The sequence below is a fragment of the Streptomyces sp. NPDC048420 genome (assembly GCF_040651535.1).
In the GTDB taxonomy this organism is placed as follows: Bacteria; Actinomycetota; Actinomycetes; order Streptomycetales; family Streptomycetaceae; genus Streptomyces.
On the sequence record NZ_JBEZKG010000002.1, the window covers coordinates 102,813 to 118,138 of the forward strand.

At 73.3% G+C, this 15,326-nt stretch carries 16 protein-coding genes; 7 read left to right on the forward strand and 9 right to left on the reverse strand.

Annotated features, from left to right (window positions below; genetic code table 11):
* Nucleotides 1–52: 52 nt before the first annotated feature.
* Complete coding sequence (locus AB0D34_RS03205) at nucleotides 53–856, forward strand: hypothetical protein (protein ID WP_362655679.1); 804 nt, start codon at nucleotides 53–55, stop codon at nucleotides 854–856.
* A 68-nt stretch (nucleotides 857–924) separates the two neighbouring features.
* Here AB0D34_RS03205 and AB0D34_RS03210 read toward each other — a convergent pair whose 3' ends face one another.
* From AB0D34_RS03210 to AB0D34_RS03230, 5 genes are all read right to left on the reverse strand, one after another.
* Nucleotides 925–1,842: a GAF and ANTAR domain-containing protein gene (locus AB0D34_RS03210; protein WP_362655682.1), complete on the reverse strand. Its 918-nt coding sequence runs from the start codon at nucleotides 1,840–1,842 to the stop codon at nucleotides 925–927.
* A 106-nt stretch (nucleotides 1,843–1,948) separates the two neighbouring features.
* Nucleotides 1,949–2,779 carry a GAF and ANTAR domain-containing protein gene (locus AB0D34_RS03215; protein ID WP_362655685.1) on the reverse strand — a complete coding sequence of 277 codons (831 nt, stop codon included), beginning with the start codon at nucleotides 2,777–2,779 and terminating at the stop codon, nucleotides 1,949–1,951.
* 329 nt (nucleotides 2,780–3,108) lie between these two features.
* A complete protein-coding gene (locus AB0D34_RS03220; protein WP_362655687.1) occupies nucleotides 3,109–3,840 on the reverse strand; it encodes a TIGR03943 family protein in 732 nt (243 codons plus the stop codon).
* Nucleotides 3,837–4,850 carry a permease gene (locus tag AB0D34_RS03225; RefSeq protein ID WP_362655690.1) on the reverse strand — a complete coding sequence of 338 codons (1,014 nt, stop codon included), beginning with the start codon at nucleotides 4,848–4,850 and terminating at the stop codon, nucleotides 3,837–3,839. The genes AB0D34_RS03220 and AB0D34_RS03225 overlap by 4 nt, the downstream gene beginning before the upstream one ends.
* Before the next feature lie 113 nt (nucleotides 4,851–4,963).
* Entirely contained in the window at nucleotides 4,964–6,310 is a 1,347-nt protein-coding gene (locus tag AB0D34_RS03230) for a tetratricopeptide repeat protein (RefSeq protein WP_362655691.1), read from the reverse strand.
* A 90-nt stretch (nucleotides 6,311–6,400) separates the two neighbouring features.
* On the opposite strand from AB0D34_RS03230, the gene AB0D34_RS03235 reads away from it, so the two are divergent.
* Complete coding sequence (locus tag AB0D34_RS03235; RefSeq protein WP_362656660.1) at nucleotides 6,401–6,607, forward strand: hypothetical protein; 207 nt, start codon at nucleotides 6,401–6,403, stop codon at nucleotides 6,605–6,607.
* Nucleotides 6,608–6,695: 88 nt separating this feature from the next.
* Here the strand turns inward: AB0D34_RS03235 and AB0D34_RS03240 are convergent, their stop codons facing one another.
* Nucleotides 6,696–7,298, reverse strand: a complete 603-nt coding sequence (locus tag AB0D34_RS03240) for a tellurite resistance TerB family protein (protein WP_362655694.1) — start codon at nucleotides 7,296–7,298, stop codon at nucleotides 6,696–6,698.
* A gap of 212 nt (nucleotides 7,299–7,510) precedes the next feature.
* On the opposite strand from AB0D34_RS03240, the gene AB0D34_RS03245 reads away from it, so the two are divergent.
* The gene (locus AB0D34_RS03245; RefSeq protein WP_362655697.1) at nucleotides 7,511–8,746 is read left to right on the forward strand and encodes an amidohydrolase; all 1,236 of its coding nucleotides are present in this window, start codon (nucleotides 7,511–7,513) and stop codon (nucleotides 8,744–8,746) included.
* Here the strand turns inward: AB0D34_RS03245 and AB0D34_RS03250 are convergent.
* A complete protein-coding gene (locus AB0D34_RS03250; protein WP_362655700.1) occupies nucleotides 8,743–9,912 on the reverse strand; it encodes a hypothetical protein in 1,170 nt (389 codons plus the stop codon). The genes AB0D34_RS03245 and AB0D34_RS03250 overlap by 4 nt on opposite strands.
* Before the next feature lie 199 nt (nucleotides 9,913–10,111).
* Here AB0D34_RS03250 and AB0D34_RS03255 point away from each other — a divergent pair, with 199 nt between their 5' ends.
* Nucleotides 10,112–10,540 carry a hypothetical protein gene (locus AB0D34_RS03255; protein WP_362655702.1) on the forward strand — a complete coding sequence of 143 codons (429 nt, stop codon included), beginning with the start codon at nucleotides 10,112–10,114 and terminating at the stop codon, nucleotides 10,538–10,540.
* Between the two features lie 50 nt (nucleotides 10,541–10,590).
* Here AB0D34_RS03255 and AB0D34_RS03260 read toward each other — a convergent pair whose 3' ends face one another.
* Entirely contained in the window at nucleotides 10,591–11,097 is a 507-nt protein-coding gene (locus AB0D34_RS03260; RefSeq protein WP_362655705.1) for an SH3 domain-containing protein, read from the reverse strand.
* 120 nt (nucleotides 11,098–11,217) lie between these two features.
* On the opposite strand from AB0D34_RS03260, the gene AB0D34_RS03265 reads away from it, so the two are divergent.
* Nucleotides 11,218–12,096: a hypothetical protein gene (locus AB0D34_RS03265; RefSeq protein ID WP_362655707.1), complete on the forward strand. Its 879-nt coding sequence runs from the start codon at nucleotides 11,218–11,220 to the stop codon at nucleotides 12,094–12,096.
* Here AB0D34_RS03265 and AB0D34_RS03270 read toward each other — a convergent pair.
* Nucleotides 12,037–13,437 carry a PLP-dependent aminotransferase family protein gene (locus AB0D34_RS03270; RefSeq protein ID WP_362655710.1) on the reverse strand — a complete coding sequence of 467 codons (1,401 nt, stop codon included), beginning with the start codon at nucleotides 13,435–13,437 and terminating at the stop codon, nucleotides 12,037–12,039. The two genes, AB0D34_RS03265 and AB0D34_RS03270, sit on opposite strands and share 60 nt — an antisense overlap.
* Before the next feature lie 75 nt (nucleotides 13,438–13,512).
* Here AB0D34_RS03270 and AB0D34_RS03275 point away from each other — a divergent pair, with 75 nt between their 5' ends.
* Together AB0D34_RS03275 and AB0D34_RS03280 are read left to right on the forward strand one after the other, a co-directional pair.
* Nucleotides 13,513–14,259: an alpha/beta hydrolase gene (locus tag AB0D34_RS03275; RefSeq protein ID WP_362655713.1), complete on the forward strand. Its 747-nt coding sequence runs from the start codon at nucleotides 13,513–13,515 to the stop codon at nucleotides 14,257–14,259.
* Nucleotides 14,260–14,269: 10 nt separating this feature from the next.
* A complete protein-coding gene (locus AB0D34_RS03280; protein ID WP_362655716.1) occupies nucleotides 14,270–15,211 on the forward strand; it encodes an endonuclease/exonuclease/phosphatase family protein in 942 nt (313 codons plus the stop codon).
* The last annotated feature ends 115 nt before the right edge of the window (nucleotides 15,212–15,326 follow it).

A 15,326-nucleotide genomic window follows, 5' to 3' on the forward strand; every position in this document is an offset into this window, starting at 1 on the left:
GTACGGCCCGGACCACTGGTGGCCTCGCCGAACCCGGTGATCACTAGGAGACATGACCCCGCCCCGCGCCCCCGCCGCCACCCGCGTCACCGTCTCCCTCCTCGGCCTCGGACTCGCCGCCCTCCTCGGGACCGCGGGCTGTTCCGCGCTGTCCAGTCCGCCGACCGCCGCAAAGCCGCCGATCACCGCCCCCACCAGTGCGGGCCCGTCCAAGAGCCCCAAAGCCTCCCCGGCCAACCCCACCACCCTCACCGAGGCGATGGCCCAGGCCGCCCTCGTCACCGACGTGGATCTCGGGGAGCCCTGGGTCCCCACCCAGGGCGCGGCCACCTGGCACGACGGGGTGCTGAAGGCGAAGACGAAGAAGCGGGACTGCCAGCGGCTGCTCGACGCCCTGTACGCGGACGAGCTGTTCGGGGCCGGCGCCCGGCCGCGTGCGGTGATCGGGCTGGACGACGAGTGGAACGAGGCGCAGTTGCGATTCCAGGTGCTCGCCCGCCCCCCGGCGGAGATCGACAAGACTCTGGGCTGGATGAAGAGCGTTCCGCGCAAGTGCGGCCAGTTCGCGGCCACGACGACCACGGGAGCCGTCTTCGGCGTCCAGGTGACGGACGCGCAGCTGCCGGAGACGGGGGACGCCCGGCAGGGGCTGCGGGTGCTGCTGACCGGTGAGTCGCCGGACGGGGAACCGGTGACGCTCAGGCTGGACGTGGCCGCGGTCCGCGTGGGGCAGGACGCGATCAGCGTGACCAACGGCGGCTTCGGGGACGTACTGACGGACGCCACGCAGACGGCCGTACAGCTGGGCGCGCAGCGGCTGGAGGAGATCAGGAAGCAGGGACGGGTGCGGGTCTGACCTGCCGGAACCCGCACCCACCGGCGGCCCTCTCTGTGGTCAGGACGGGCGGGGCTGCCGGGGCGTTGTCAGTCGCGCTCGAACCTCTGGCTGTGCCAGATCACATCACGCGCCACTTCGACGGCGGTGCGGTCGTGCGCGAAGGCATGGGCGCGCAGCCGGGCCAGCGCCTCGTCCGCGCCCACGCCGAGCTGCACCATGATCATGCCGACGGCCTGGTAGACCTCGTCATAATCGGTGGCCAAACCGCTGAGCCAGGGTTCGTCTCCCTCAGGACCATTCTCCTCCCGGCCAGGCAGCGCCATCAGGGCGACCGTCATGACACCGGCCACAAGCTCCGCCGTGCGCAGCTCGCTGGTGGCCAGTGCGCCCGGCGTGTCCCGGTACAGGTCGAGGGTGCCGACGCAGACGGCGTCGTTGCCGAGCGGCATCGAGTAGACGGCCCGTACCCCGACGGCCGTCGCCTCCTGGGCGAAGACCGGCCAGCGCCGGGCGTCCCGGCCGTCGGTCAGGTCGTCGGCGAGCACGGGGGCGCCGATCGTCGCGGCGTACACACAGGGGCCGTCGCCCAGGGTGGCCTGGATCTCCGACAGCCGGGCGGCCTGGTCGCTGCTGGAGCTCAGCTGGACGGGCATGCCGTTGCTGCGCAGCGACACGCTCGCGCCGACGACGGGCAGCAGTTTGACGGCGGCGGCACAGAGCCTGCCCGGGATCTCGGCGGCATCGGCGCCACGGACCCCGTCCGCGATCACGTCGGTGGCCCGCACCCGGTCGCGTTCCCGTTCCCGCTCGGCGTCCTGTCCGGACAGCCTGGAGTCGTCGCCCGACATCTCACGCGAACCCGAACCGCCACCCGGCCCCGCGAACCGACCGGAGTCGTCGCCCGACATCTCACGCGAACCCGAACCGCCACCCGGCCCCGCGAACCGACCGGAGTCGTCGCCGGCGGCGGAATCGCCGCGGTCGTCCCTCGGCCGCACGGCCACCGCCTCCTTCGATCAGCGCGGCCATCATCCGCCATGGCCCCCGGAGCAGGCTCACCCGGAGCAGGAGCCGTGTCGCGTGGCGCACCCGCTCAGGGGCACCGCCCGGCTACCCCTCGCCTCCGGGGCCAAACGCCGTCTCACCCAGGCCGCCCGGACCGCCCAGCGGTGAGTTGCGCGGCGCCAGCGGCCGTACGGAGGGCGGGTGCCCGGAGACGCCCTCGACGAGGTCGGCGGCGAGGTCGCGCAGCTTGACGTTGCGTTGCTGGGAGGCGCGGGTCAGGATCTCGAAGGCCCGTTCGGAGGAGCACCCCTCCCGGGCCATGACGACGCCCAGGGCCTGGTCGATGACGGTCCGCGAGGCGATCGCGCTCTGCAGGTCCAGGCTGAACTGGAGCTGGCCCGCGAACTTCAGGGCCACGCCCAGGGCGCCCGAGGCGTGCCCCGCGAAGACGACGGCCTGCTCCCGCACCGGCAGGTCGAAGCCGTGCGGTTCGCTGGAGTACATGTTCAGCACGCCGGCGACCGGCTGCCGGGGCGGGGCCAGGGGCAGGGCGAGCATGCTGCGCAGGCCGTACTCGCGGGCGATCTCGGGGAAGGACCCGAAGCGGTCCTCCGTGTCGACGTCGTCGACGTGGTGCGCGCTGCCGGTCCTGAGGGTCCGCAGACAGGGCCCGTCGCCCTCGTCGTACTGCCGCTGGTCGAACTGGTCCACGAGCTGGTGGCTGGCGGCCGCGGTGTAGGGGTGGGCGCTGTTCTCGGCCCTGAGGGTGATCGAGCAGTACACGGGCGTGGGCAGCGAGGTCGAGGTGAGCCGTACGAGTTCGCGCAGGAAGTCGTCCAGCCGGTCGGCCTCCAGCAGCAGTTGCTGCAGTCGTGCCAGGGTCTGCTCGCCGCGGGCCGGCCCGTCGGGCGGGGCCGCGGAGGATGTGTCCGTCACAGGGGCGTCCTTCCCGGTGGTCCGGCCCACCGGGTACCCCCACGCGCTCTCCACAGACCGCCCTCCGGTTCATTACGGTCGGCGGTGACGGTCAGGGAGTGGCCGCACAGCCTCGCACTGTGCCGGAGCCGCCATGTCCCGGCCACCGACCCACCTGTCCCCACCACCCCACCTGTCCCCACCTCCCTACCTGTCCCCGTGTGCCGCGACGCCGACCGGGGCGCCTCCCGCCGTCGCGAGCGGGCCGGGGACTTCCGGGAGGACCGCGCGAGGGGAGCCGCGCGTCCTCACCCGGGGCGGCCGTCACCGAGGTGGCGGCCGCCCCGGGTTCAGCGCTTCTCGTAAGGGTCCGCCGGCTGCCGCACCCGCTCGACCGCGCTCGCGTCCACGACCGGCGGCCAGGCGCCGTCGGTGCCGGGCTTCCCCCTGGGGTGCCAGGTGCCGGTGACGGTGACCCAGGTGTCGACCGTCGGGGCCCCGTTCGCGGCACCGCGGACCTCGATTTTGCTGGTGGTGGCGTCGGCGGCACAGCAGGTGACGGAGAGCCGGGTGAGGTACCAGGTCCCCTCGTCGCCGTGGGTCACGAACCCGGTCATCCGGACCGTACGGCCCGTCAGCGAACGCCCGCTGTCGTAGACGGCCCGCGAGCTGAACTCGCCGAGGGTGAGTTCGACGGGGTTCTGGGCGGGCAGCGCCGGGAAGGTCCCCACGCCCTGGGCCGCCCGTTGGGCCGCCTCACGGTCGGCGCTGTAGGAACCGAGGGCCGGGGGCGGGAAGAGGAGCAGCGCGAGGGCGGGGAGAGTGAGCAGCCAGGCCACCCGGGGCCCTGCGGCACCGTGAGCGTGCCCGTGCCCGTGGTCCTCGTCGTGATCATGGTCGTCCCCGGTCCGTCGTACGACCGCCATCGCGACACCGAGCAGCACCAGCAAAGCGCCGGACACCACCAGGTAGGGCCGCAACGCCGCCTGTACGTACCGCAGATACAGCTCGCTGAAGAGCGATATCCGCAGGACGGCCCCGCCGACCAGGACGAGGAGCAGACAGGACCCGTACCGCCTCACAGCAGCCACCATCCCGCGAGCACGCTGCTCAGCACGGCAACCGCCCAGGTCACGGTGGAGAAGCGGACGGCGAAGGCCCGCCCGAAGGTGCCCGTCTGGAGGGCGATCAGCTTCAGGTCGACCATCGGGCCCACCACCATGAACGCCAGCCGCGCGGTCGGCGAGAAGCCGCTCAGGGACGCGGCCACGAACGCGTCGGCCTCGCTGCACACGCACAGCACGACCGCGAGGACCGCGAGGAGCAGCACCGAGAGCCAGGCCGAGCCGGTGAAGAGGTCCAGCACGGAGCGCGGGACGACGATGTTGAAGGTGGCCGCGGCGGCCGCGCCGAGCACCAGGAAGCCGCCGGCGTGCAGGAAGTCGTGCTGGAGCCCGGCGCCGAAGGCCCGCAGTCCGTGGGCGGAGGTGCCGGTTGATCGTTTCGGCAGCCGCAGCCACTCCTCGCGGCCGAAGCGGGCCCACAGCCACCCCATCACCACGGCGGTGGCGAGCGAGGCGACTAGCCGGCCGAGGACCATCTCCGGCTGGGCGGGGAAGGCGATCGAGGTGGCGACGAGTACCACGGGGTTGATGGCGGGCGCGGACAGCAGGAACGCGAGGGCCGCCGCCGGGGCGACCCCGCGCCGCATCAGGCTCCCGGCCACCGGCACGGACGCGCACTCGCAGCCCGGCAGGACGACTCCGGCCGCGCCCGCGACCGGGACGGCGAGGGCCTGGTTGCGGGGGAGGAGCCGGGTGAAGACACGTTCCGGCACGAAGGCGCCGATCGCCGCGGAGACGACCGTGCCGAGCAGGAGGAAGGGCACGCCCTGGACGACCACCGCCGTGAAGACGGTCCACCAGGCGGCGACGGGCGGGGTGTAGAGGTCGAGCGCGAGGGTGGGTCCGAGCACCGAGGCGACGGTGGCGACGGCGATCAGCGCGGCCCCGCCGAGCACGAGGTACACGAGCACGCGCAGGCCGAACGCGACGAGCCGCAACCCGTCGGCCACCGTCCTCTGGTTCTCCACGCGCCCTGCCCCGCCCTCGGAATGCCCTTGGGCAGGCTAACCGGACATACCTGTGCGGAGGCCTGGAATCGTCGTATAGACGGCTGTGCGAGGGGTGGCGCCGCCCAGCGGCCTCACAGCGGAGGCTGGGCCGGGGCCGGGCCGAGGGTGGTGGTGCCGGGGGCCGTGCGGTGGCCGAGTCCCGTCCGGTACGCGTCGAGCGCGGCCTCGACCCTTCCGGTACGGCGGAACAGATCGCCGAGCAGCCGGCACAGGTCGGCCAGGTCACCGGCGGCGCCGGCCCGCTCCAGGAGGCTCAGGGCGCGGACGTAGTGCTCCTCGGCGGTCTCGGTGTCGCGGGCGTCCTCGGCGATGATCCCGAGGAGGCGGTGGGCGGCGGCGGAGTGCAGGGCGCCGCGCTCGGGGCTGAGGTCGCTGAGCACGTCGTGCAGAAGGGCCGCGGCCTCGTCGGACTTGCCGCGCCGGTGCAGTACGTCGGCCAGTTCGACGGCGGCCTGGCTGGAGTAGAGGGCGGCCCGCCGGGCGGAGAGCATGGCGAGGGCCTGTCTCAACTCGGTCTCGGCGCGCTCCAGTTCGCCGTTCTGGGCGTAGACGTAGCCGCGCATCCAGTGGCAGTTGGCGAGTTCGGTACGGAGCTGGAGCCGGCGGTAGAGCTCGGCGGCCTTGGCGAGGGAGGCGTCGGCCTCGGCGACCCGGCCCTCGGCGAGCAGGGTGCGGGCGACGGACCGGTGCATGCGGGCGACCAGGGCGGGGTCGCCGGACTGCGGGGCGAGCGCGAGGGCGAGTTCGGCGGCCTGGGCGGCGCGGGCGTGGGCGCCCATGTCCATGTAGGGGCCGATGACGCTGGCGTAGAGCAGGAGCAGCGCGTCCGGGTCGTGCAGGCCACCGCGGTTGAGCTCGTCGAGGGCGGACTCCAACAGGTAGACGCAGTAGCGGAGTTCACCGGCGAGGTAGTGGGAGACGGCGCGGCCGCGGAGGGCGGGGACCCGGGCGGGGAGGGGAACGTCGTCGCCGAGGGCCTTCTCGGAGCGCTCGAAGTACTGGCGTGCGGCGCTGAGTTCGCCCGTCTCCACGGCGCACTCCCCGAGTCCGAGCAGGGCGGCGGCCCGTACCTCGGAGAGGTCCAGCGCGTCGGCCTCGGCGAGGAGGCGGGCGTACTGCTCGGCGGACTCCTCGGCCTCTCCGGTGGCCAGGGTGCGCTGGGCCTCGGTGAGGCGGAGCCGGAGATCGGTGACGAGATGGGCGGGACGGCCGGTCGCCAGTTCCTGGAAGTCGACGCCGAGGCGGTCGGCGAGATGCCGCAGCGCGTCGTCGGAGGGGCGCACGCGGCCGGACTCCAGGGTGGAGATGTAGGCCGGTGTGTAGGCCGGTTCCGCCAGCTGTTTCTGGGTCAGCCCGCGGGCGACTCTGAGCTGCTGCACCCGGCGCCCGATGACGCCCGGGTCGTCCCGCTCCGACATGGCCAACTCCCCCAGTCCCTCTTGCCGTTCGGCTCCCCCCGGCCCTAGGTTAAACGGCGTATTAACCCCGCTTAATACGCCGCCACCGCCATGGATTCTCACCGTCACCGCAGCGAGGTCGCCGTGCTCGAACACACCAGCACCACCGCGCGTTACGCCAGGGGTCTCGCCGCCGCGGTCGTGGCCGTGGCCACGCTCGTCCTGGCGGCGAACGCGGGTCCGGCGAAGGCGTCGACACCGCACCCCGCCGAACGGGCCGCGCAGACGGAGCAGGCGGCCGGGCACACCTCGGACTGAGCCGCCGGACCGAGGCATCGGACGGCCCCGCCGGGGCGAGCCGCGACGGGGCCGGGTCCGATGCGAAGGAAAGGCGAAGGAGGTCGGCTCAGAGCTGGAACTCCGCGGGCTGCAGACCCAGGGTCGCGCAGGCGTCCCTGAGGACCGACTGCTCCGCCTGGGAGAAATGACCGTCGGCGCCGGCGATGACGATGCCGGTCTGGATGACCGCGCGCGCCTCGGTGGGCTTCTTGGCGGCCTTGGCGATCTCCTGCATGGCCTCGGCCCTGCCCTGCGGGAAGTTGCGGGTGAGCTGGTCGACATGCTTGTGGAAGCGCGTGCGCAGCTGCTCCGGCGGGAAGTTCTGCAGCACCTCGTTGCCGAGGATCAGCGACTCCATCTGCTGGATCTCGGACGCGTCCACCTGACCGTCCGCCGCCGCGACCAGGGCGCACATCGCCATGCTGGCGTCCCGGTACGCGCCGCTCTTCAACTCGGTCTTGAGGGAGCCGAGCTGTGTCTTCAGCAGACCGACGAGCTGGGCGCGCGAACCGCCGCGCGATCCTCCCTGCGAACCGCCGTGCGCACCACCGCCGAAGCCCGAGCCGCCCTGCCCACCGGCCGCGCCGTGCCCTCCGGTCGTGCCGCGCGCGCCCTGGGCCTGCTGCTGCAGGTTCTTGGCCTGGTCCTTGAGCCGGTCGAACAGTGCCATTGCCGTCACCTCGGTTGTTGGCGGAGCCATTCACCCGCCCAACGCTCACCCCTGAGCAAAGGTTCCCCCAAGCGTCGGCATCCAAGGTCACCTGAGCCGGCCCAAGCCGCCACCGGTGGGACACACCCCCTTGGTCCCACTGGTGGCTCCCACTCGCGGCCCGCGTGGCGTGAACCTCACGCGATGACATCCGCGCCGCGTACGCTGCCGGCGTGACCTCTGCCGCCGCCCGTACCGCGCTGGACCTCACCACCGATCTCCCGGTGTCCGCCCTGGAGGACCTCTATCGGGATCTGCACCGCCACCCCGAGCTGTCCCTGCACGAGCACCGCACGGCCGGGATGCTCGCCTCACACCTCCGTCGGGCCGGGTTCGAGACGGCCGAGGGCATCGGCGGCACGGGAGTCGCGGGCGTCCTGCGCAACGGCGAGGGACCGACCGTCCTCCTGCGCGCCGACATGGACGCACTCCCGGTCGAGGAGCGGACCGGGCTGCCGTACGCCTCCGAGACGCCCGGGGTCATGCACGCCTGCGGGCACGACCTGCACGTGACCTGGCTGGCGGGGGCGGCCAAGGCGCTCGCGGACGGCCGCGAGACCTGGTCCGGGACGCTGCTCCTGGTGGGCCAGCCCGCCGAGGAGGCCGGCGGCGGGGCGGCCGCCATGGTGGCCGACGGGCTCTACGACCGTTTCCCGCGCCCGGACGTACTGCTCGGCCAGCACGCGGTGCCGGGTCCGGCGGGCCTGTACCCGCATGTGCCGGGCCTGATCATGTCGGCAACGACGGACGTCGAGATCGTGGTGCACGGCCGGGGCGGACACGGCTCGCGCCCCGAGACGACGGTCGACCCGGTCGTCACGGCCGCCTACATCGTCACGCGGCTCCAGACGGTCGTCAGCCGGGAGATCACACCGCGCGAGTCGGCCGTCCTGACCGTCGGCCGGATCGAGGCGGGCACGGCCCCGAACATCATCCCCGCCACCGCCCGCATCTCCCTCAACCTGCGCACCCAGTCGGAAACGGTCCGGGACCGGATGCTCGCAGCGATCCGGCGGATCGCCGAGGGCGAGTGCCATGCGGCCGGCTGTCCGCGCGAGCCCGAGGTGACCCTCGGCGGCTCGTTCCCGGCCACGGTCAACGACCCGGAGACCGACGACCGGATCGCTGCCGTGCACCGCGAGGTCTTCGGCGCCGAGACGGTCTTCGATTCCGGTCCGGCGATGGCCAGCGAGGACTTCTCGAAGCTCGCGCTCGGCGAACTCCCGTACTCCTACTGGTTCGTGACCTGCACCCCGGCCGCGGTGTGGGACGCGGCGCCGGGCGCGGACCTGATGGAGAAGTTCGACGCGGTGCCCAGCAACCACAGCCCGCACTTCGCCCCCGACCTGTCGACGGTGGCACCGGGGGTGCGGACGCTGGTGTCGGGGGCGCTGGCGATGCTCGGCTAGAACGGCGTCGCCTGCAACTCCCGCAGCTGCTTGCGCACGTTCTCCAGGGCGCCGGGGCGGCGGCCCGGGACGCGGGTGCGCAACTCGGCGAGCAGGGCGCCGAGTTCCTGGGCCCGGGCCTTGTCACGGACCTGCCCCCACTGGTGGTGGGCCCGGTCCACGGCCTTCTCCACGGCCGGCGAGTCCGGGGCCTGCCCGGCGGCCAGCCGCGTCTCGGCCACCGTCAGCCAGATCCGGCAGCTGCGCGCCGAATCCCTGGCGAACATCGCGAGATCCGCCCGGACCTCGGACCAGTGCAGGGCCTGCTCGGAGGCGGGGCCGTGGGCCTGGCCGGCGGCCTGCTCGTGCGCGAGGGCGAGCGTGTCGGCCTCCTGGTGGCGCCCGGCCTGGACGGCGGCGGTGACCTGGACGTGCGGGTCCACGGGTTCCTGCTGAGGAGGCTGTGCGGGGACTCCCAGCCCGTCCGGCGATTGAGGACGAGGCCGTTCAGGCCGATACGGGGGTCTGGGGGCGAAGCCCCCGGGGACGGCCACCGGAGCAGGCGGCACGGTCAACACCACGTCCCCGTACGCCTCGGGCCCCAGCCTGATGAACGCCTGCTGATGCAACTGCTCGACCGGCGGACGCCACCCGCTGCGCAGAATCGTCGCGATCGTCTTCATGTACGCCGGCGAGGCCACCGTACGCCTCGACGGCGGCGGCGCGATCCGACCGAACACCGCGTTGTTGCGCCCGGAGTCGAGCGCGTGCGTCCGCAGCCACCCCCACATCTCCGCGTCGGCGTGCAAGTCGAGGAAGAGCGTCGTCGAACCCGGTGAGCGCAGCCGGAACTCCTCGCGGATCCACTGCCACGGCAGCGCCGTGTAGCGCACGGTGGCCGGGGTGGTGCGGGCCAGCGCGAGGTGGGGCAGATGCTGGCGGCGGTCCAGGGCGAGCTGGCCGGCCACGAACACGGTCAGCGGCCCCGGTGTGGCAGCGACGGCCCGCAGGCGGGTCAGGACGGCCTGCGGTTCCAGGGGGTCGGCGAGTTCGACGACGTTGGCGGTGTCGGTGCCGGAGAGCACGGCGGGCGGTACGGCCGCGAGGACGGGAAGCACGGACGCCGCGTCCACCAGACAGCTCTTGCCCACCGGTGAGGCGGCGAGCAGCAGCACGGTCCCGGGCATCGGTCCCTCCCCATCCCCCGTCGATCACTTACGGCAGCACGGTAACCGCTGCGGCTGCGAAGGGGAGTTCCCAGGACGGCAAACGTCCCTTTCCTGCCCGCTCGTCTCTCTCGTGCGGTCATTCGACTTGCCAGGGCCTGCCCCCAGGTGTGCTCTGGTAGTCGGGGGTGTACAGGGGTGGGGAGAGAGGAGTGCTCTCATGGCTCACGCGGCACCCACGGGCGGATTCGCCCGGACACCCGATGTCTTCGGCACCAAGGTGCACACGGCCGCCAGGTACGGCATCCCGGTCGTACTCGGGCTGGTCTACGGCTACTGGGCCGCGGCGAACCGTCGTGACGGCGGGCCGATCACCGGCTGGAACCTGCTGTTCGGCTTTGTGACGGCGCTGGCGTTCATCGTGCTGTGCATCGCCGTGGCGACGTTCGCCCCGCTGCTGAAGCGGGAGCTCCACTCCGCCGTGAAGTCCGGTTTCGCGGGCGCGGCGGTCGGGTTCCTGTACAGCCAGACGGGAGAGAGCGTGCTGCGGTCCACGGCCCTGGGCATGGCGGTCGCGGCGGGCATCTTCGTCGTGTTCTTCTACCGCTACTACACGCACGAGGACGGCGAGGGGAACCGGATCCGCTAGCGGACGCGCGTGGACCCCGGCCACGAGGTGGCCGGGGTCCACGGCTTCCCTCATCCCACGCTCCAGCTCCAGGAGCCCGAGAAGCTCCACGAGACGGAGCCGGAGGCCGCCCAGGAGTCGGAACCGGAGTCCCAGCTCGGGTCGTTCCAGTCGGCGTTGTTCCAGCCGCCGTTCTTCCACTGTGGACACGGATCCGCACAGGTCGGCACGGAACGCCAACCGGTGTCGACGAACTCGGCGCTCACCCAGCCCTGGGCACCGGTGAACCAGTACCAGTACGGGTTGCCGTTGACGCGCTGTCCGCGGACCATGCACTCGACGCGGTCCTGACTGCCCGGTGCGAGCCGGTCGACGGCGGCGGAGTGGGTGGTGGGCGCGTCCCGCACGTTGAGCGCGGTGCGGGAGACGATGGTGCCCCAGATCGGACCGCCGTCACCGTGGCCTTCGGTGTGGGTGGGCGGGGCTGCCTCGGCGAAGGTGCCCGCCGCCGTGACGGCGAACGTTCCGCCGGTGAGCAGGGCCACGGCCAGGGTCCGCAGGGCCGTAGTGGTGCGCATGATCGGCCTCCTTCATCCCCTTGATCCATGAGACACCCGTTCGGGTGAACCCTCCACCGGAGGGCGGAATCCGCAGCTCCACGGCTCGCGCGGCCGCCTTCGACGGTTTTGCCTGGAGGGGTGACCTCCCGTGTCCGCGGCGCCCTGTCGGCCGTACTGATCGCGCTGGCCTGTCTCCTCGTGCCCTTCGGCGCGCTGGCGGCCTGGGCCTGCGGCCTCGCCGACACGGGCCGGTACGTCACCGCGATGGCACCGCTGGCCGCCGACCCCGCTGTACGGGACGCCGTGGCGGACGAGGTCGGGGAGCCGCTGCGGCCCTTCGTGCACGACTTCGCCCGCACCCCGGCCTTCCGCACCGCGTGGGACGCCGGCAACCGGGCCGTCCACGACGCCGTGTCGAACGCGCTGCATGACGACGGCCGCCATGAGGTGAGCGTCGACCTCGCCGAGGTGGAGCGGCAACTCCCCTCCGAGCATGTGCCGTCGGACCTCTCCCACACCAGGGTGGCCGTACTCCCGGCCGCCGAACTCGACCGCCTCCGGAAGGGCTACGACGTGCTCGAAGTCGCCGGTTTCTGGCTGCCTGTGACGGCCGCCGCCCTCGCCGTCGCCGGGATCGCGGTGGCCGCCTGCCGCCGCCGCGCGCTCACCGCGACCGCACTCGGCACGGCCCTGGGCGGGGCGCTGCTGGGCCTCGCCGTGGCCATCGGCCGCCACCTCACCCTCACCGACCTGCCCGACCCGGTGCACCGCCCGGCGGCGGGCGCCATCTACGACGCCCTGACCCTCACGCTGCGCCAGGCCTCCTGGCTGCTGGTCGCCGTGGGCCTGACGGTCGCCGTCGGCACCTGGCTGAGCCGGTACGTCCGGGTGCGGGGCCGGGTGGCCGTGGCCGAGCCGCTGAGGGCCGAGGTTGGCGACCTGAAGGTGACCATCACCTCACCGACCGATCTCTCCGGCGCCGCCCAGCCCACCGCGGGGCCGACCGGCCTGGGTTGACGACGGCCTGCCGGACCGGCCCGAGCCCCGCGCGGCCAGGTCCGCGAGGGTGCGCAGCGCCCGCTCCAGGTCCGCCGCGGGAGCCGACGCGAGCCCGAGCCGTACCGCGTCCGGGGTGCGGCTCGGGTCGACCGCGAAGGACGGGCCGGGCGGGACGGCGATACCGAGCGCCGCGGCGGCGGCCGTGAAGGTGTCCGCCCGCCAGGGGGCGGGCAGCTCCCACCAGGCGTAGTAGGCGCGCGGATCGGACCGTACGGCGAACCCGGCCAGGCACTCGGCCAGCAGCCGCTGCCGGTGCGCCGCGTCCGCCCGCTTCTGGCGGACCAGCCGCTCCACGGTCCCGTTCGTCATCCACCCGGTCGCCGCCTCCAGCGCGAACCGCCCGGCACTCCACCCGCCGGAGCGCACGGCGTCCGCCACCGCCTCCACGCGCTGCCGCGGTACGACGAGAAAGCCGACGGTGAGCCCCGGCGCCACCCGCTTGGACAGACCGTCGACGACATGGGTGAGGGCGGGCACCTGGGCCGCGAACGGGTCGTCGCCCTCCGCCAGGAACGACCAGATGCGGTCCTCCACCACCGGGATGTCCAAGGCGCCCACGACCAGGGCGAGTTGACGCCTGCGCTCGGCGCTCATGGTGACGGACGTCGGGTTGTGCAGGGTCGGCTGCACATAGAGGGCCGACAGGGGAGCCGTGCGGTGGGCGGCGGCCACCGACTCGGGGCGCAGTCCGTCCTCGTCGGTGGCGAGCGGCACCAGGGTGATGCCGAGCCGGGCCGCGATCTCCTTGACCACGGGATACGTCAGCTCCTCGACCCCGACCCGGCCGCCCGGGCGCACCAGGGAGGCGAGGGCGGTGGCGACGGCCTGGCGGGCGTTGCCCGTGAAGAGGACCCGGTCCGCGTCGGGCCGCCAGCCGGGGGTGGCGAGGAGCGCGGCGGCGGCCTCACGGGCGGCCGCCGTGCCGGTGGCGGCGGCCGGACGGAGCGCCTCGGTCAGCACGTCGGGGCGCAGCAGGGGCCCGAGGGTGTCGGCGAGGAGCTCCGACTGGCCTGCCACGGACGGGTAGTTGAGCTCCAGGTTGACGGGCGCCCCCGCGTCCTCGATGAGCCCCCGGCCGGACGTCACGGGCACGGCGGCCCGCACGAAGGTGCCGCGTCCGACCTCGCCCACGACCAGTCCCCGCCGTACGAGTTCGCCGTACGCCCGCTCCGCCGTCGACGCGGCGATCCCGTGCCGTCGGGCGAACTGCCGTTGCGGGGGCAGGCGTTGGCCGGGGCGCAGCCGTCCGGCGGCGATGTCGGCGGCTATGCGGTCGGCGATACTCCGGTAGTCGGGCACGTGAACCCCCTGTAATTGCACCGAGGGCAAAGATCTTATTGCACCGAGAAGTCGGGCCGACCTAGGGTCGACGACATGACAGCGATCCCCCTGGTCCTGGTCCACGGCCACCCCTTCGACCACACGATGTGGCACCCGCAGATCGAGGCCTTCTCCGCCTCCCGCCAGGTGATCGCCCCCGACCTGCGCGGCTACGGCACCGCGTCGCGGGCCGCCCCCGTCACCGGCTTCGGCCGGTTCGCCCAGGACATCGAGGCGCTGCTGGACGAACTCGGCGTGTCCACCTGCGTGTTGGCGGGCCTGTCCATGGGCGGCCAGATCGCCATGGACTGCTACGGACGGTTCCCCGACCGCATCCGGGGCCTGGTCCTCGCCGACACCTTTCCGGCCGCCGAGACCCCTGACGGCGTGAAGGTCCGGCACGCCATGGCGGACCGGCTGCTGCGCGAGGGCATGCGCGGGTACGCCGACGAGGTGCTGGAGAAGATGGTCGCGCCCTACGCCTCCCCCGAGGTCAAGGCCCACGTGCACGGCATGATGACGGCCACCCGCCCCGAGTCCGCGGCGGCCGCCCTGCGCGCCCGTGCCGCCCGCCCCGACTACCGCGAGCTGCTCACCCGCGTCACAATCCCCGCGCTGGTCCTCGTGGGCGCCGACGACACCTACACGCCGGTCGCCGACGCGGAGGCGATGCACGCGGCCCTCCCGGACTCGGAACTGCATGTGTTCGCCGGGGCCGCGCACCTGCCGAACCTCGAACAGGCGGCGGAGTTCAACACCGTGCTCGGGAAGTTCCTGGCGAAGGCCGACGCCCGCTCGTAGGCTCGGCACGGTGACCCACCGGCGCCCCGTCATCTGGACCGCTGCCCTGCTCTTCACCTCCGTGAGCGTCGTCGTCGGCTGCCGGCTCGCCGACACGGACGGCATCACCCCCGTCCCCCAGCTCCTCGCCTTCCTGCCCTGGCTCCTCGCACCCGCCGGACTCGGCCTCGCCCTCGCGCTGCTCGCCCGGTGGTGGCCGGGGACGGTGTGGGCGGCCGTCGTCCTCGGACTGCTCGCGTGGTTCATCGCGCCCTACGGCACGGGCGGCGAACCGGACGGCCGGGTGCTCGCCTCGTTCCGGGTGCTGACGTCGAACGTCGAGTTCGGCCGGGCCACCGACGCCCTCGTCACCACCGTCCGTGAGGAGAAACCGGACGTCGTGTTCGTGGAGGAGTGCGAGTACGGCTGCTCGGCGAAACTGCGCACGTCCCTGACCTATCCGTACCGGCAGTCCGTGGAGGACGGCGGCTCGGCCGGGTCCGTCATCCTCAGCCGCTTCCCGCTGACGGCGGCCGCCGGAATCCCCGCGACCATGGGCATGCCGGGGGCGGTCGCCGACGTGCACGGTCACGCCGTACGGCTGCAACTCGCGCACCCGATGCCCCCGCTGCCGAGCCAACTGGACCTGTGGCGCGGCGAGTTGGGCAAGCTGCGGGACTTCGCGGCCGCCAGGGGCTCGACGCCGACCGTCCTGGCCGGCGACTTCAACGCCTCCCAGGACCACGCGGCCTTCCGCGCGATCCTCGACACCGGTCTGCGCGACGCGGCCCGCCTCGCCGGGTCCGGTCGTACCCCGACCTGGCCGGCCCGCACCGCCCTGGCGATCGGCGCGCAGATCGACCACGTGCTGGTGTCGGGGGACTTCTCTGTCGGCGACGCCCGCTTCCTGGACCTGCCGGACACCGACCACCGGGCCCTGCTGGTGGACGTCACGCTGCACGGGCCCGGATGACCTCGCGGTCGACCAGGCGGCGAGGGTACGGGTACGGCGGGCAGCGTTTTGGAGCCACTGCGACAGGAGGTGGCAGCAGCAAGGGCGATCACTGCACCTGCTCAGGGGCGCGAGG